Source organism: Haloterrigena sp. KLK7, assembly GCF_037914945.1.
Classification (GTDB): Archaea; Halobacteriota; Halobacteria; order Halobacteriales; family Natrialbaceae; genus Haloterrigena; species Haloterrigena salinisoli.
On the sequence record NZ_CP149787.1, the window covers coordinates 1,873,307 to 1,889,909 of the forward strand.

Annotated in this window: 18 protein-coding genes and 1 pseudogene; 10 read left to right on the forward strand and 9 right to left on the reverse strand. The window is 64.7% G+C overall.

Annotated elements, in window-relative coordinates:
- Nucleotides 1-139: 139 nt before the first annotated feature.
- Nucleotides 140-601 (reverse strand): universal stress protein, encoded by a 462-nt coding sequence (locus tag WD430_RS09260; protein ID WP_339105733.1) that lies wholly within the window; start codon nucleotides 599-601, stop codon nucleotides 140-142.
- 102 nt (nucleotides 602-703) lie between these two features.
- Here WD430_RS09260 and WD430_RS09265 point away from each other — a divergent pair, with 102 nt between their 5' ends.
- Together WD430_RS09265 and WD430_RS09270 are read left to right on the forward strand one after the other, a co-directional pair.
- A complete protein-coding gene (locus WD430_RS09265) occupies nucleotides 704-1,168 on the forward strand; it encodes a universal stress protein (RefSeq protein WP_339105734.1) in 465 nt (154 codons plus the stop codon).
- A gap of 144 nt (nucleotides 1,169-1,312) precedes the next feature.
- Complete coding sequence (locus WD430_RS09270) at nucleotides 1,313-2,599, forward strand: phosphohydrolase (RefSeq protein WP_339105735.1); 1,287 nt, start codon at nucleotides 1,313-1,315, stop codon at nucleotides 2,597-2,599.
- 324 nt (nucleotides 2,600-2,923) lie between these two features.
- On the opposite strand, the gene WD430_RS09275 is transcribed toward WD430_RS09270, so the two are convergent.
- From WD430_RS09275 to WD430_RS09300, 6 genes and pseudogenes are all read right to left on the reverse strand, one after another.
- On the reverse strand, nucleotides 2,924-3,616 hold the full coding sequence (locus WD430_RS09275) for a hypothetical protein (RefSeq protein WP_339105737.1): 693 nt from the start codon (nucleotides 3,614-3,616) through the stop codon (nucleotides 2,924-2,926).
- A 98-nt stretch (nucleotides 3,617-3,714) separates the two neighbouring features.
- Entirely contained in the window at nucleotides 3,715-4,149 is a 435-nt protein-coding gene (locus tag WD430_RS09280) for a DUF5807 family protein (RefSeq protein ID WP_339105738.1), read from the reverse strand.
- 187 nt (nucleotides 4,150-4,336) lie between these two features.
- A complete protein-coding gene (locus WD430_RS09285; protein ID WP_339105739.1) occupies nucleotides 4,337-5,026 on the reverse strand; it encodes a twin-arginine translocation signal domain-containing protein in 690 nt (229 codons plus the stop codon).
- A 285-nt stretch (nucleotides 5,027-5,311) separates the two neighbouring features.
- Nucleotides 5,312-5,751, reverse strand: a pseudogene (locus WD430_RS22600) (hypothetical protein).
- Between the two features lie 25 nt (nucleotides 5,752-5,776).
- Nucleotides 5,777-6,373 carry an archaellin/type IV pilin N-terminal domain-containing protein gene (locus tag WD430_RS09295; protein WP_339105741.1) on the reverse strand — a complete coding sequence of 199 codons (597 nt, stop codon included), beginning with the start codon at nucleotides 6,371-6,373 and terminating at the stop codon, nucleotides 5,777-5,779.
- Nucleotide 6,374: 1 nt separating this feature from the next.
- Nucleotides 6,375-6,998 (reverse strand): archaellin/type IV pilin N-terminal domain-containing protein, encoded by a 624-nt coding sequence (locus WD430_RS09300; RefSeq protein ID WP_339105742.1) that lies wholly within the window; start codon nucleotides 6,996-6,998, stop codon nucleotides 6,375-6,377.
- Between the two features lie 469 nt (nucleotides 6,999-7,467).
- Here WD430_RS09300 and WD430_RS09305 point away from each other — a divergent pair, with 469 nt between their 5' ends.
- The 8 genes from WD430_RS09305 (at nucleotide 7,468) to WD430_RS09340 (ending at nucleotide 15,206) form a co-directional block, all read left to right on the forward strand.
- Complete coding sequence (locus tag WD430_RS09305; protein WP_339105743.1) at nucleotides 7,468-8,628, forward strand: FlaD/FlaE family flagellar protein; 1,161 nt, start codon at nucleotides 7,468-7,470, stop codon at nucleotides 8,626-8,628.
- A gap of 23 nt (nucleotides 8,629-8,651) precedes the next feature.
- Nucleotides 8,652-9,089, forward strand: a complete 438-nt coding sequence (locus WD430_RS09310) for a flagellin (RefSeq protein ID WP_339105744.1) — start codon at nucleotides 8,652-8,654, stop codon at nucleotides 9,087-9,089.
- Nucleotides 9,090-9,092: 3 nt separating this feature from the next.
- Nucleotides 9,093-9,554: a flagellar protein G gene (locus WD430_RS09315; protein WP_339105745.1), complete on the forward strand. Its 462-nt coding sequence runs from the start codon at nucleotides 9,093-9,095 to the stop codon at nucleotides 9,552-9,554.
- Nucleotides 9,551-10,279: an ATPase domain-containing protein gene (locus WD430_RS09320; protein ID WP_339105746.1), complete on the forward strand. Its 729-nt coding sequence runs from the start codon at nucleotides 9,551-9,553 to the stop codon at nucleotides 10,277-10,279. The genes WD430_RS09315 and WD430_RS09320 overlap by 4 nt, the downstream gene beginning before the upstream one ends.
- Before the next feature lies 1 nt (nucleotide 10,280).
- The gene (locus tag WD430_RS09325) at nucleotides 10,281-11,960 is read left to right on the forward strand and encodes a type II/IV secretion system ATPase subunit (protein ID WP_339105747.1); all 1,680 of its coding nucleotides are present in this window, start codon (nucleotides 10,281-10,283) and stop codon (nucleotides 11,958-11,960) included.
- A 49-nt stretch (nucleotides 11,961-12,009) separates the two neighbouring features.
- On the forward strand, nucleotides 12,010-13,743 hold the full coding sequence (gene flaJ / locus WD430_RS09330) for an archaellar assembly protein FlaJ (RefSeq protein ID WP_339105748.1): 1,734 nt from the start codon (nucleotides 12,010-12,012) through the stop codon (nucleotides 13,741-13,743).
- Between the two features lie 167 nt (nucleotides 13,744-13,910).
- Nucleotides 13,911-14,369, forward strand: coding sequence for a FlaD/FlaE family flagellar protein (locus WD430_RS09335; protein WP_339105749.1), 459 nt, complete (start codon nucleotides 13,911-13,913; stop codon nucleotides 14,367-14,369).
- A gap of 336 nt (nucleotides 14,370-14,705) precedes the next feature.
- Entirely contained in the window at nucleotides 14,706-15,206 is a 501-nt protein-coding gene (locus WD430_RS09340; protein ID WP_339105750.1) for a helix-turn-helix transcriptional regulator, read from the forward strand.
- A 151-nt stretch (nucleotides 15,207-15,357) separates the two neighbouring features.
- On the opposite strand, the gene WD430_RS09345 is transcribed toward WD430_RS09340, so the two are convergent.
- Both WD430_RS09345 and WD430_RS09350 read right to left on the reverse strand, forming a co-directional pair.
- The gene (locus WD430_RS09345) at nucleotides 15,358-15,795 is read right to left on the reverse strand and encodes a hypothetical protein (protein WP_339105751.1); all 438 of its coding nucleotides are present in this window, start codon (nucleotides 15,793-15,795) and stop codon (nucleotides 15,358-15,360) included.
- 20 nt (nucleotides 15,796-15,815) lie between these two features.
- Nucleotides 15,816-16,220 carry a 30S ribosomal protein S6e gene (locus tag WD430_RS09350; protein WP_339105753.1) on the reverse strand — a complete coding sequence of 135 codons (405 nt, stop codon included), beginning with the start codon at nucleotides 16,218-16,220 and terminating at the stop codon, nucleotides 15,816-15,818.
- Nucleotides 16,221-16,603 lie beyond the last annotated feature (383 nt).

Sequence of the window (16,603 nt, forward strand, 5' to 3'; positions counted from 1 at the left end):
CCCTTCTCGGGGTTCGTCACTCGTCCAGAGCCGACGCTCTGCGGAGCGCCGCCGGTGAAAATTCCCGTGTTCGTCCCGTTGGTTCGGATCCCCTCGAGTCGCTCGCTCTCCGTAGCGTTCCGCCATCGCACTCCCGTACTCACACCGACAGGACGGGCTGACTCGCGTAGGAGAGCACGTACTCGGCGGCCCGCTCGAGGACTTCGGCCGACGCCGTTTCGGTGACCGGTTCCCTGGGCAGGACGATGAAGTCGGCGTCGACGGCGTCGGCGGTGTCGAGGACGACGCTGCCGGGGTGGCGCGTCTTGCGCGTCTGCGAGAAGCCGTCGTCGACCGACGTGACGAGGGGAACGTCCGCCTCCTCCGCGATGGCGCCGATATCCGCGAAGAAGCCCTGCGTGTCCTCCGCGACGGCGTCCTCCTCGAGGGTGCCGGCGTTCATTCCCTGGATGACGCCGCGGCCGAGCACGTACAGCGCGTGGACCTCGGCGTCGTAGCGATCGGCGACGGCGACGGCGTACTCGACGGCGGTGGCGGACTCTTCGCTCCCGTCGACCGGCGCGAGTACGGTATCGACGGTAACCGGCTGGCTGGCGACCATACGCGGTGGTGTGTCCCCCGTCACAAAAAAGCCATCCCACGAGCGCCCGCTCGCGGGGCGGAGCCGCCGGTGTTTAAGCCGTCTCGGCCGTAACCCCCGTGCATGTTCGATACGGTCGTGGTCGCCACCGACGGCTCCGAGAGCGTCAAGCGGGCCGTCGACGTCGCGCTCGATCTCGCCGACCGCTTCGACGCCGAGGTCCACGCCCTCTCGGTCGTCGACGCCAGCGAGGTCGACGCCTCACCCGAGCAGCTCCGGGACGAACTGCGGACCGCCCTCGAGACGACCGCCGACGCCGCGCTCGCCACCGTCGAGGAGCGCACCGACGCGGACCTCGAGATCGATACCGCCGTCCGCGAGGGGCGGCCGGCGGCCCAGATCTGCGAGTACGCCCGCGAGATCGACGCCGACCTGATCGCGACCGGGACCCGCGGTCGCCACGGCGAGAACCGCCTCCTGTTAGGGAGCGTCGCCGAACGGGTCGTCCGGACCTCGCCGGTTCCCGTCCTGACGGTTCGACAACTCGAGCCCGCGGGCGAGGGCGAGGACGCGGCCGGTACCGCCTGAGTCGCGATCGGCGGGCGACGGGCGGCGACGCCGTCGTGTCTCGGCGACCAACGGCCCACCGGCATCGCGTCTCGAGGCCGACGGTGCGCCGCCTCGACGGCCGAGACCGGCGATTACTTCCGGACCCGTCACGCAGTCGTTTCCATGGACGAAGATCTCATCGACAGCGGCGACCTCCCGATCGCCCGCAAGTCCGTGCTGCCGGGAACCGGCTTCTTCCTGCCCGACGCGCTCGAGGAGGACGTCGAGGACGAGCAGGCCGCGGCCGCCCTCGAGGGTGCCGAGGTCGCGGTCATCGCCGACCCCGACGCCGACGGGTTGGCCTGCGTCGCCCTGCTCCGCGAGGCCTACGACGATATCCGGAACGTCCCGGAACCGGACGACGAGGACGACGCTGACGACTCTACTGACGCCGACGTGCCGACCGACGCCGCGGACGCCGCCGACGCCGTCGACGACGCCGACGAAGTGACGGCGGGACTCACCGGCGAGGCCGTCGATCCGCTCGAGGAGCCCGAGCCCACGCCCCACGAGGTGGCGCTGATCCCCGCCAGCCCCCACGACGTCGAGGACGCGCTGGCCCGCGTCGCCGAGTTCGGCGACGAGGGGATCGATATCTACGTCTGCGATCTCGCGCCGGACAGGTACGAGTACGTCGAGGAGGAACTCGACGCGGCCCTCGAGACCGGGGACCGCGTCGCGTGGTACGACCACCACCAGTGGGGCGACGACGTCGCGCAGGCGGTCCGCGACGCCGGCGTCGACCTCGTCGTCGGCGACTCCGACGAGGAGTGTTCCGCCGACGTCGTCTACCGCTCGCTCGAGTACGACTTCTCGCCGATGTACGAGGAGTTGGCCGCCGTGACGCGGGACCACGACCTCTGGCTGCGCGAGGATCCCCGCAGCGACGATCTGGCGGACTACGCCTACTGGACCGATCCCGCGGAGTACGTCGAGGTCGTCCGCGAGTACGGCGTCGACCTCCCCGAGTGGGTCCGGGACTACCTCGCCGAGCGCCGCGAGGAGAAGGAGGCGCTGATCGACCGAGCGCTGGCCCGCGCGGAGTTCCGCGAGATCGGCGACTATACGGTCGGCGTCACCTACGGTCGCTGTTCGCAGAACGAGGTCGCCGAGGGGATGCGCGAGCAGGGCGCCGACGCCTCGGTGGTCGTCAAACCCGCCGGCTCCGCCTCGATCCGCGGCACGGACGCGTTCGACCGCTGCCACGAGGTCGCGGGGAAGGTAAACGGCGGGGGCCATCCCAAGGCCGCCGGCTGCAAACCCGACATCTACGACGACATGCTCGACTACGCGAACCACTGGACGTCACGCGGCGCCGTGACGAAACAGGTCATCCTCGACGCGTTCCGCGAGGTCGTCGCGGACGAGAGCGAGGACGCCGACGCCGATTCGGCGACCGACGAGACGTAAGCGGACGGAGAAGCGGACGAAAAGCGGACGGCCGATCGAGGCCGTCGCGGCCGATCCGAGAGCGCGAGCGTCCTCCTGCTATCGGTTCCGCTTCTCTCGCTCCACGGGATCCCAAACGACTTTGGAATGATCACTAATAGGGAGACTATCTATCGTCTACGTACGGCAGGATCGCCTTCATAACCACTTGGCCGTGTCGAACCCGAGCTCCTGCATCCTGCCGGCATCCTCCCCGTCAATAGCTGCTCCCACTCCCATCCACATTTCCACCGATTTCGTACGACTGCTCGCGTCAAATTTGGTACCGCTGAGAGAACGTACCCGTTACCGCTGGGCGACGTACCGCATCACGAGCTGCAGGACGTGGACGAAGACGCCGGCCACGGCGACGTAGACGCCGATCGTCTGGAGCGCGACCGAGGCGTCGCGGTGGTCTCGGACCTTCCAGATCTCGTAGCCCAGTCGGAGCAGGAATCCGAGGAAGATCAGGGCGAACCCGGCCAGCAGGACGGGCTGGACGAACGTGCCGACCAGGATCGCGACGAGCCCTCCGATGAACGCGTAGCCCGCGTACGTCCCCCAGCTCTCGAACGTCTTCGAGCGCGCGTAGACGTAGCCGGAGATCCCGGCGGTCATGAGCGCGACGACGACCGCCGTTATCCCGAGAATCGTCAGCTGACTCTCTCGCGGGGCAAACCGGAGCACGCCCGCTCCGAAGATCCCGAACGCGAGTTGCAGGAGTACCATCCCCACGAAGGCGATTCCCATATTTCCGCCCTCGACGCCCCGCTGAGCGACGAACTGGCCGGCCATGATCGCCGCGCCGTAGACGACCGCGCCGATGATCGGGGCCGCGAACAGGTACTCGTTGACCTGCGCTAACGGCGTCGTCGCGATGGCGTACATCACCGCGACGTTGATCGCCATCAGAATGCTCGCGCCGCCGATCACCCGGACCTCGCGACTCGAGAGGCCGAATCCCCGGCCGGTCTCGTGTGGCGTTTCGAACGAGCTCATAGCCCGAATCTAGCCGCTCGGGCCGCAAAAGCGTGCGCCTTACCGCTGAAACGGTCGTGTGGGCCGCCCGCGAATCGCGTGCGGGCGATCCCGCCGAATCAGTCGTCGGCGTCGGGGACGTTCCACTTGTCCGAATACGCCGTGCCGCACGTACACCGCGCGTACGCGTGGACGACGTCGCCCTCGGCGTAGATGCCGCCGACGTCCTCGTTCTGTTCCTCGGCGAAGGCGAAGACGAACTGGACCGCGTGGTCCTCGTCGGCCGGCGCCTCCGGACACTGTCCGCCGGTGAGGTCGTCGTCGATGATCCCCTCGAGTTCCATTGCGGACTTGGCGAACTGCATCGCTTGCGTGCCGGTCGCCGCCTCGAAGGCGTTGCGGCCGCGCTCGCCGTCGACGACGATCAGGACGCCGTCCTCGACGCGCTCGCCGAACTCGGCCAGGCGGTCGTCGGAGACGTACGAGTCGGCCAGAAACAGCGCCACGTCCTCCGGCCGCTCGCCGGCCAGAAATTCCGCGCGTGCATCGGTCATGGGCCGGGATTGGCGCTCGAGGTGGAAAAAGGACCTCATCGAGGGCGAGCGGGACTCGAAGCCGCTGCCCGACGCCGAGAGGCGATCGATGCGGCCGCAACCGATCCCGGTCGAGGCTGTGACTCGGGAGGACGTGCGTTCTCGGGACCGTGTGATCGATACCGTTCGGGTTCGACTGCCGTCTCGGTTAGTTCTCGTCGGAGTCGTTCGCATCGGCCTCGGTCCCGTTGTCGAGGTCGGATTCCGCCTCGCCGTCCTCGAGGTCGGACTCGTAGACTTTCGAGTTCATGATGTTGTTCCAGAGCGTGACCTGGCCCATATCGACATTGCCGCTGCCGTCCGTTTCGTTCCCCGCGGATTCGTTCGATTCGTTGCCGGGTTCAGACTCGACGTCGTCGGCGATCGATGACTCGTCGCTCGAGCCGTCCCCGTCGGGGCCGTCGTACTTGCGGATCCACTCGGTGTTGATTCCCCAACCCACCGCCTGCCCGTCGAACGGGTTCGAAATCTCGGCGTAGAGGAATTCGACCGACGATCCGCGCTGAATAAGCGCTCGCTTGTAGATCTCGTAGACGATCGTGATCTCCTCGTCCGACTCCTCGACGGTCTCGGCCCCGGAGCGGTAGGTCAGATAGAGTTCGTCGCCGTCGCGAAGCAGTTCGTCGACCGCGACGTCGTTCTCCTCGAGGAAGTAGTAGAACTCGCCGGGCGAGCCCTCGCGCGGTTCGGACGGGTCTTCGGATTCGATTCGCGTCATGCCCGACGAGCCGCCGGCGAGGGCGCCGAGACAGCCGGCGGTCGCGACCGTCGCAACCGTGCCGGCGGCGACGCCGAGAAACCGTCGGCGCGAGGGGACGCTGGAGGGATGGGTTGGCATACGAGTCGCTCTCGCCGGCACTCGCAAAAAGACCCGGACGATATCGAGCCCTGAGTCGCGGACTGATTCGTACCGTGAGTCGACTCGAGCGACGCTCTATACGGAACGTCGTGATCGGACCCGTCAGCGCCAACTCGCCAGTAGCGATCCGATGAATGGGATGTAATAACAGAACGTTCGTCGACCGCTCGATCGCAATCCGCAAACGGAGCGGAAAATCCGCAATCCGCCGAAACGAGACACGCCGTATTCCTGTATTCTCTGTTTGTGTGTCGCCGACGGCGCTCAGACCTCGAGATCGGACGCGGCCAGCATGACCTGCAACGCCTCGCTGGGCGACATGTCGTCGTCGAGCTGGCCCGCGTACCAGGTCAGGAGGTCCACGAACACCTCGCGGACGTCGTTGGACGTCGCGCGGTGGTGTGCGATCTCTCCGTCGGTCTTCAACGCGATATCGACCCCGTGTGGTTCGGACGCGTCGGCGAGTGCGTGATGCGTGCGTGCGTGATCGCCTGACTCGCCGTGGACACCCTCAGCGGACGCCTCGTCCGCTGGCGGTGCGTCTGCGGCCTCGAGGGCCCAGACATCTCCGTGCGCTTCGAGCCGGATCCATCCGACCGAACGAGATAACGGTTCTCGCCCAACTCCTCGACGTGATCGTCTTCCAACTGCAGCTCGTCGGGGGCGAGGACGCCGTCGTCGTGCTCGAGTGGATCGGGGGTCATTGGTTGTCAGTCGTGTGTGAGGTGGTTAGACCTCAACAACGCTCTTGTCGCCGAAGGTGTTCGGTACGGTCACACCGTACGTGTACTGCGCGCCGGACTGATCGACGATTTTGATCGTTGCGTCCGAGCCAGTTGACAGTCCGCTACCTTCAATCTCGACAGTGTCGATGAGGATTTGCATCCGTTCATCGGTTTGGATTAGTGACTCACCGTCGTTACCGTTGATACCATTCGTTGCGAACGACGTGTCGTCCGCAGCGGATATGTCATTGGCTGTATCGCTGTAGGTGAGTGCAACGTCCTCGTTGTCGCTCGTATACTGGACCGTCGCCGACGTGATGTCGATAGCGTTCGACCCGGCCGACTTCTTGATAGTCAAGTTTAGTGCCGTAACGTTCTCGTTGCTGTCCGTCATTCCGACTGCGTGAACAACATCGATTTGATTGGCGACTTCTTCCTGTGTCTCGGAGCCGGTGTTGGATGCCTGACTCTGCAGGACACCGGCAGTATTGATCAGAACACCCGCCGCGATCGCCGCGACGAGGACCATCGCGATGAAGACGATAAGGGTACCGATACCGACCTGACCGCGCTCATCGTTTTCGGTGGTGGGTTCGAACATCTTAGACCTCCACCACGTTCTTGTCACCGAAGGTACTCGGCACGCTCACGCCGTACGTGTACTGGGCACCGGACTGGTCGACCAGCTTGATGGTCGCGTCGGAGCCACCGGGGAGCCCTGTAGCGTCACCGGCACCCTCAGTACCCTGCTCAATATCATTCACCTGAATGGTGAGCACGACACGCTGTTCGCTGCTCGTCAGCGAGTTGTCCTCGTAGGTATCAACTCCACTAGTGGTATAGACAGTATCGTTAGCGTTAGTGACGTTATTGCCGCCGTGAATAAGTGTCTTAGATTTGTCATCGCTGGTGTATTGAACTGTCATCGAGGTCAGATCGATGGCGTTCGAGCCGGCTGACTTCTTGATCGTCAGGTTGACCCTGTCGACTGCCTGATTATCACCACTTGTGCCGACCTCACCAATTGCGTGGACGACGTCGATCTGGTTGGCGACTTCCTCCTGCGTTTCGGAGCCGGTGTCGGACGCTTGACTCTGCAAGACACCCGCTGTATTGATTAGTACCCCTGCTGCAATCGCTGCGACCAGCACCATCGCGATGAACACGATGAGGGTACCGATACCCACCTGGCCACGTTCTTCGTTGTCTGTTATTGCTTCGAACATAGTGCGTACACCCTGCATGCCGGCCTCGCCCCCACGCGTCACACCGCACGCGACACGCTCGAGCGCCCACATCCATGCGGACGTTCCCCACCGACCTGACGGGCCGAGCCCGTCGCTCCCTCCGCGGGCGTGGCGACGGGACGTCGGTCGTGTCCCGTCGAGGGTCGGTGGATGGCGAGAGTGGTGGCATCACAGTATCTGGGGATGCACCCCGGTCGGGACAACGAATAGTCGGACTATCAAGCTCTGTACCATTTCGGGCGGCGTATCGAGACTCGACTCACGACTCGAAACGCGGCGCGAACTCGAGCGTACACCTTTAGGACCCTACCCGCTACTGAGGAGTAGTATGAGTCTGCAACGTGTAACTGGGGACACGCCGCCCGTTGTCGGCGTCCTCGAGCCGGTTGCCGCCCTCGAGTCGACTGCGACGAACGTTCTCCCGAGTTACGAGCGCGTGTAGGAGACCATGAATTTCGGACTCGCATCCCTCCGCGAACTCATCGAAGACTTCCTCACGAACAGCGGCGGTCGCCGCGGCCGCCAGCGCGAGCAGCGACGGGAGGAGAGCGACGAGTTCGACGGCGAGCCCGATTCCGAGTCCGTGACCGACGCGCAGTCTCGAGAGACCGATCCGTCCGACCCCAACCCCGAGTCCGGGTCGACTGAGAGCGACAGTAGCGGCGGTAGCAGCGGTGGCAGCGGCTTCTTCGGCCGCGGATCGAGCGACGACGAGGACGACATCGACGACCTCTTCTATCGAATCGAAGAGCTCGAGGCGGAACTCCAGGACAAGGAAAACGAGCTGGGGTCGGTCCAGGACTCGCAGCAACACGTCGCCGAGCAGGTCGAGGAGATGAACGATCGCGTCCAGCGCCTGCTGGGCGTCTACGATCAGGTGACCGACGACGTGAACCCGTTCACCGGCGAGGGCGAGGCCCAGAGCGGCTTCGGCGTCTTCGGCGAGGACGAGACGAGCCGCGACGACGCCTCGAGCGCGCCCGGAATCGAGAGCCGGCTCGCCGCCGACCCGACGACCGACGAGACGGTCTCGTTCGACGACCTCAAGGGCGCGATCGAGGACGCCGCGGCGGCGCAGTCGTCGGACGGCGAACGGATTCCGTTCGACGAGGACGACGGCGACGAGACGGACGATACGCGCGTCGAAGTACAGGCGACCGACAGCGTCGACGAGCCAGAGACAGCGGCGGACGCCGCCGGAACCGACGCGGGCGCCGATGCCGACTCGAGCGACGACGGCGAGTCCGACGACGATCCGGACGACGCGACGCTGTCGACGCTCGCGGACACGTACGCGACGGACATCATCGTCTTCGAGTGGCTCACCCAGCTGGTTCGGACGGGCGGGTCGGCCGCGACGCTGCGGGCGATCTCCTACTACGCCGAGATCGGCTGGATCGGCGACGACGTCGAGACGCACCTCGAGGACGTCCTCAGCGGCCCGGATCTGGACATGCACGTCGATCCGGGCTCGGCGCCGGAGGAACTGACCGCCGAGGATCACGCCGACAGCTACACGTACATCATGAAGCTCCGGGAGATCCACGAAACGAAAGCCGAGGTCCAACCGGACCCCGACCGCGCGCCCGAATCGGAGCTGGGGCCGTGACCCCCCGATCGAGGTGACCGAACGTGGGATTCAGCACCAGTGGCGCGACGGCGATCCTCTTCGTCGGCATGCTCGTGGCCGTCGGGATCGCCTACCCGGTCGTCCAGACGGCCCACGAGGAGCGCACGACGGCCGTGGACGACCGCGACGATCGGGCGCTCGAGATGCGCAATACGGCGATCGACCTCGAGACGGCGAGCTACGACGGGAGCGCACTCACCGTGAACGCGACCAACACCGGTTCGACGACGCTGACGGTTCCGGCGACGGATCTGCTCGTCGACGGCGCGTTCGTAGCCGACGGCGAGTGGACGACGGCGACGGTCAACGGCACGGCCGGTCGAGAGTCCTGGCAGCCCGGCGAGCGGCTTTCGATCACCGTCACCGCGGACGACCGGCCGGACAGGGTGAAGCTCGTGACCGAGTACGGAATCGCCGCGACGACGACGGAGGTGAGCTGATCGATGGCCGGCGATTCGGTCTCGACGCTGATCCTGTTCATCGCCGCGATGCTCGTCGCGGCCGGGGTCGCGGGGACGCTCGTGACCAACGTCAACGATATCAGCAACTCGATCGACACCTACAGCGGCGACGTCAGGGACCAGATCGACACCGACATCGAGATAATCAGCGACCCGGGCAGCGACGCGGTGTACAACGGGACCGAGGAGGCCGTCACGGTCCTCGTCAAGAACACCGGCGAGAAGACGCTCGCGAGCGACGGGAGCGATCTGGACGTGCTACTCAACGGAGAGTACGTCCAGCGGGACGCGATAACGGTCGAACTGCAGGGTAATACCAGCAGCTGGCGGCGCGGCGACGTCGCCGAACTGCGGTTCGACGCGTCCCTCGAGACGGACGCCGAGCACCGGATCGTCGTCAGCACCCACGGCGACGAGGAGACGCTCGAATTCTACGTACCATGACTGACTATCACTCAATCGGACTGACGGGGCGGGATCGCGTGAACAACGCCATCGGCGGCGGCATTCCCGAGGGCAGCGTCGTCCTCATCGAGGGAGAGGACGGCGCCGGCAAGAGTGCGCTCTCCCAGCGGTTCTCCTACGGGATGGCTACCGAGGACGCCTCCGTCACCTACATCTCGACGGAACTCGAGTGCTGGGAGTTCGTCCAGCAGATGAACTCGCTGTCCTACGACGTCGTCGACCTCCTGTTGAACGAACAGTTGCTGTTCCTGCACGCGAACGTCGACACGCACGACAGAGGGCGGAACCGCCAGCTGCTGGCCCGCTTCGCGAGCGCCGAGACCCTCTGGAAGGCCGACGTGGTCTACGTCGACACGCTCTCGGCGCTGTTGCGAAACGATCCCAACTACGAGGCGGTCACCGACGAGGGCGACGAGGACCACGTCATCCAGCGGCTCGTTACCTTCCTCCGGCACGTGACCACGCGGGGCAAGACGGTCGTCCTGACGATCGATCCGACGAGCGTTCGCGACGACGCGCTGCGGCCGCTGCGGAACGTGGCCGACGTCTACTTCCAGATCGAGACGAACGCGGTCGGCCAGGAGATCCGCCGGAAGATTCTCGTTCGTCGGTTCCAGAACATGCGAAACCCCGTCGACGATTCGATCGGCTTCAACGTCCAGCAGGGCCGGGGAATCTCGATCGTCAGTAGAACGGTGGCATAACATGTCCGATTTCGGCACCGCACGACTCGAGAACGAACTGGACGCACTGGCCGACGAGTACCCGCACCTGCGGGAACACCTCGAGTGGTTCTACGAGGAGTACAACGAGTATCCGAAACTGATCGACGAGCCGTCGGGCGAGTGGGAGTCCGATCGGCCGAACGTGATCTACGAGGCCGAGGCACCGATCTTCTGTCACGTCTACGGCGACCTCGGCATCAGTACTACCTACTACTGCGTCGAGCCGACCCTCGAGGGAGCGGACAAGGAGCTGTACGATCGAATCCGGCGACGGATTCTGGACAAGAGCGTCACGCGACCGGCGCCCGGCGACAACGACGAGTTCGAGGAGCATCTCGACGAACTGCTCGACGACGTCGTCGAGGTGACTTCGGGGCTCACCGGCCAGTCGATCGGTCGGCTCAAGTCCCTCGGCACCAGCAAGATCTCCCTCTCGCGGGACCAGTTCGATCGACTCCGGTACCAGCTCCAGCGGGACATCGTCGGGCTCGGGCCGCTGGAACCGGTGATGGTCGACGCGGCCAACGAGGACATCCACGTGATCGGTCCCACGCAGTGTTACCTCGATCACGGCACGTACGGGATGATCGAGGCGACGGTCGACTTCGGCACCCCCGCGGAGTTCGAGCAGTGGCTTCGGAACATGGGCGAGCGGATGAACCACCCGGTCAGCGACTCCGATCCGGTGATCGACGCGACCCTGCCCAACGGCTCGCGTATCAACATCATCTACTCCGACGACGTCTCCGTTCAGGGGCCCTCGATGACGATCCGTCAGGGGGAGGACATTCCGCTGTCGATCCTCCAGATCACGAAGTGGGGGACGCTCAGCCCGGAACTGGCGGCGTATCTGTGGCTCTGCCTCGAGAACGAGCAAACGGTGTTCGTCGTCGGCGAGACGGCCTCCGGGAAGACGACGACGCTGAACGCGATCCTCTCGTTCATTCCACAGGACTCGAAGATCTACACGGCGGAGGACACGGCGGAAGTGTTGCCGCCCCACGACACGTGGCAGCAACTCCTGACGCGCGAGGGGTCGGGCGACGAGTCGGCCGACGTCGACATGTTCGATCTGGTCGCGGCCGCGCTCCGTTCGCGCCCCGACTACATCATCGTGGGCGAGGTCCGCGGGGCGGAGGGACAGATGGCGTTTCAGGCGGCCCAGACGGGTCATCCCGTCATGCTCACGTTCCACGCTAGCGACATCGTCTCGATGATCCAGCGCTTTACCGGGGCCCCGATCAACGTCCCGGAGACGTTCATGGACAACTGCGACGTCGCGCTGTTCCAGAACCGGGTCAAACAGGGCGACGACGTCCTCCGCCGGGTCACTTCGGTCCAGGAGATCGAGGGCTACTCCGACTACGAGGGCGGCGTCGTCACTCGGCAGGCGTTCAAGTGGGACCCCCGCGACGACGAGGTCGCCTTCACGGGTCGAAACAACTCCTACGTGCTGGAAGAACAGATCGCGACCCTGCTGGGCTACCAGGACACCCGCGAGATCTACGACGAACTCGATCGGCGCGCGGAGATCATCCGCCAGCTCATCGACGCCGACGTGCTCGGCTACCACGAGGTCAACGAGGCCATCGCCGGCTTCCAGCGCGACGGCGTCGAGGGACTGCCGATCCAGATCCGCGGTCTCAACCAGTTCGCCTGACGCGTTTCCCGTATCCCGCTTCAACCCCTCCCCCCTAGATCCCACCCCTATGTCGACGGAATCAGAATCGGAACCCCAGCCGACGCCGGACATGAGCGCTCGCTCCCTCCTCGAGTCGCTCAACGCGGCGTACGCGAACATGGGCATGTCCACCGGACGATACCTCCTGCTCGCGATCGCGCCCGGGTTCGGACTGTTCATCGCCACAGTGGTACTGGTGGTCGTCCTGGACCTCTCGCTGTTGGTCGCACTCCCCGTCGTCCTGCTCGGACTGCTGGCGATGGTCGTCGCCGTTATCTACCCGAAACTCGCTCAGGACCGCAAGCGAAAGCAAGTCCGGCAGCGCTTTCACCTCTTCTTGACCCACATCACCGTCCTCTCGATGACGAACATCAACCGCGTCGAGATCTTTCGGACCCTCGCCGAGGAGGACGAGTACGACGCGCTCGCCGAGGAGATGGGCTATCTCGTCGCGCTGGTCGACACCTGGAACCAGAGTCTGGACGACGCCTGTCGGCTGCGGGCCAAACAGACGACGAGCCCCCTCCTGACGGACTTCCTCGAGCGACTCGCCTACACCGTCGGCGGCGGCCAGCAGATCAGCGAGTTCCTGATGGACGAACAGGACACGATCATCCAGCAGTTCGTCACCCGCTACGAGTCGGACCTGGCGAAACTCGACGTGATGAAGGAGCTGTACATGTCGATGATGCTGTCGGTGGCGTTCGTGCTCGTGTTCGCGATCGTGCTGCCGATTCTGATCGGAATCAATCCGACGCTGCTCATCGGCGGGACGATCGCCATGTTCGCGATCGTGCAGGTGGGGTTCGTCTACGCGATCCACGTCGTCTCGCCGTACGACCCGATCTGGTACATCGAGGAGACGGCCGGACGCGGTCCGCTATCGCGGATTCCCCGGGCGCTGGCGATCGGCATCGGGACCAGTCTCGTCCTCGCGACTCTCGTCTTGCTCGTTCTCCTCGGGATCCTGCCGATCGCCGCCGATCGAATCCCGCTGCCGATTCTGGCGGCGATCCCGGTGACGCCGCTGCTGTTGCCCGGTTGGCGCATGCGCCAGGAGGAAGAGCGGGTCAAGGACCGCGACGCCGAGTTCCCCAGCTTTATCCGCGCGCTCGGGACCGTCGAGGGCGTCAAACAGACCTCGACCGGGAACGTCCTAGAGAGCCTGCGCCGCAAGGACTTCGGGGCGCTGACCGCGAACGTCGACGCCCTCTACAAGCGACTCAACATGCGGATCGACAACGTCCGCTCGTGGCGACTGTTCGCCGCCGAGACCGGCTCCTACCTCATCCAGAAGTTCGGCGACATGTACGTCGTCGGCCGACAGATGGGCGGCGATCCGAAGGTGCTGGGGAACGTGATCAACAAGAACCAGAACGAGGTGCTCAAGGTCCGCGAGAAACGCCAGCAGGCGACGACGACGCTCATCGGCGTCCTCTACGGGATCACGGCCTCGAGCGTCTTCGCCTTCTTCATCGGCCTCGAGATCGTCGAGATCATGATGGACATCACCGCCGAGATGAACATGGACGAGATGAACTCCGCCGCGGGGTCGTTCATGCACACCGAACAGTACAACCTCGTCGCGATCGAGTACCTGCTGATCATCACGATCCTCATCAACGCGATGCTGTCGTCGATCATGATCCGGATCACCGACCGCGGCCACCTGATCAGCAGCCTCGTTCACTTCGTCTTCATGACCTGGCTCGGCGCCGTTATCGCCGTCAGCACGCAGTACATTGTCAACTTCGTGATGTAGGTGCCGTCGGTTCGCGACGACTTCGTCGCCGCGTTCGAGTTCCAGCGGTCTCCCGACGGCGCCGACCCGAACGACTGCGAGGACGACTCAGCGCTCGTAATCGGACGAACCTTCTTGATACTCCCCCGACTGCTATCGATAGAGTCCGGAGACGCCGGCCAGCTACCATGTCAGGATCTAAACCGTATCTCGAGACGCTCGAACGATCGGCCGGGCGGACCGACGCGACCATCCAGTGGGCCCGCTTCCTCGGCGAAACGTTCGGGACGACGGGGGCACTCAACTGCCTGCGTTACTACGAGACCCTCGGCTGGATCAGTTCGCTCGTACGCGAACAGATGGTCTCCTATCTGCGGGGCCTCTCGCTGGGCGAAATCCACAATAAACGGTACGACGAACCCACGTCGCTCGAGTACCCGCTCGAGTCGCTCAGCGGGACGCTGTTCAGCGCCCACGCCCAGAGCCTCGAGTACATCGCGACGATCCGCGGCGACGACCTCGAAGAGCACGTGATGATCGCTCGGATGGCCGACCGACGCGTCGAACGCCGGATCGACGAGGACGACGAGTCCGACGACCCCGACGAGATGGTCAGTATCATCCGCGACGGCCCGTCGACGTATTAACCATTCATTTCACGCGTCGCCACAAAACTTATTAGCGAACTCCGGTCTCGTAGCAAAACCGTTCTACTCTGTGGTGACGATTCTAATTACTGATCGAATACGCTGCTATCGGGGCTCTCAGTTCCTAGCGATCCCGAATGGCCTACAAAACAGTTATTTTATAAATCAGGATAACTTCTAATTACGTAATCCCTGTCTGTTCCGTTCCCTGTCGTTTAATATCTGTCAGTGCCAGGGTCACAGTAGTCGTGACTGGGGCCATCGCCGCCGGCGGCAGTGCGTGGCCGACGAGTGGCTCTCCGGTTCCATTCACGCACCCCCCACTGGTGATCGTTAATGCGTGAGGAAACCCCCAATACCGAGTCCGTCTTCGACGAACTGTCGAGGGCGGCGACTGCGGATTCACAGTCGGAATCGTACGATATCTCCCTTGGAACGACGGCGGAGTCGGCCGAGGACGTCGAGCGCGAGCTCGACGAACTAATGGAGCAGGTCAACGCGGCGTTGCCGACCGACGACGTCCAGTTCGACGAGGCGCTGATCAAGGAGAATCTCGACGAGATCCTCCTGCTGCTGATCGCCCTACACGAGGAGACCCACGGGAAGGAACTGCTCTCGGACCTGACCCATCTCTTCGGTGCCCAACTCAGTCCGGGGACCGTCTATCCGAGCCTCCACGACCTGGAGGACGAGGACGTGCTGTCGATGCACGCGAAGGTCCGAACCAAGGAGTACTCCATCGCCGACGAGGAGTTCGTCAGGGCCACCGTCGAGCGAACGATGGTCCAGCACCTGGCCTTCGGGCTCCTGCTGTACGCGTTCCTGCCGCGACTCTGAGACGCGGCGCGGCGGTCGCTCGCCGAGCGTTCGTGTTCCTCCCTCGATCGAACGAGTGTGACTATGAATGGCCGTAGCGACGCCGTTCGCCGGCCGTCGCTACCGTTCCACGCCATCCTGTCTGTCTCTCCGTCGAGACGGACTCCGGCTGCTACCGGTCCTCGAGGTCCTTCGCGATATCGCTCAGGCTGCCACTCGGCGGTTCGTACGCGTCGTAGTAGGTCGTCTCGCCGGGGGCCCGCAGTCCGTAGAGGAAGTCGGGCTCGACGACGTCGATCAGCACCGAGCCGCCCGTCGACACGCTCCCCTCGTCGATCCACTCGACGAGGCGATCCGTCGCGCCGCTCGGATCGCGCGCCGCGTCCGGCGTCTCGTAGACGCCCGGAATCGTGAGGTCGTCGCCGGTCAACGCCCGTTCGACCCGTCCGAACAGCTCTTCTCCCTCGAGGACGAACCGGACGACCTCGTCGGTCGGAAACGCCTCCCGGTCGTCGGCCGGGATCTCGAGGCGCACGCCCGTCGTCGTCTCCGCGCAGGTCGACCGAACCGTCTGCACTGACGGATGGTCGCTCGCAATTCGATCTGCCATGGCCGAAGAAAACTCGTCGGTTACTCGCCGTCCTCGGCGTCGCCCTCGCCGAGCAGTTCGTCGACGTCGGCGCTGCCGCGGTCGACGATCGAGGCGTTGATCTGTGCGACGGCGTCGGAGACCTCGCGGCCCCGAACCGTGATTCGGCGGCGCTCGCCGTCACGGGACGGCTTGTAGCCCGTCTGGCGCTCCTTCATCAGGACCTCCTTGAGGTTCGTGCCCGCGACCTCGGGGTTCAGCGGTCGACCGGCGTCGTCGGAGCCGCCGGTGATCTCGAGCGTGTAGCCGTCGAGACCGACCGCGCCGCCGTCGACTTCCTCGCCGATCGACTTCCCGATAAACCGGTTCGCGTCCTGTTCCTCCGCTTCGAGCTGATAGGACGACCCGGAGTCGGGGTCGCCGACGACGACAGTGAAACTTGCCATACCCGACGGAAGAGGACCGTCGCTCAAAAGAACATCGATCGAACTTTTGCTCTGCGGGCGCGGCTACGCCGCGCCCTCGGCAAAACTTCGATGAAAAGCGCTCCTCCTTTCCCGACGTTCACTTCGTTCACTCCGGGTCAGTCGTCGGCCCGCTCGCTCACTGACTCGCGGCTTGCGCCGCTCGTCTTTCCGCGGCGCTTCGCGCCGCGCATCCGTTCGCTCGCGGTCGTTACTGGTGAACGCCTGCCCTTCCCCGAGTCGGACGGCTCTCGCGATGCTCGAGCCGTCCTCCCGGCCATCGAGATCGGTGTGGCTCCGCTATCGAACGGTTCGAACCGAGCGTCGCGGTCGTCGCCGCTCGAACAGTCAAGTAGCTGCAACGC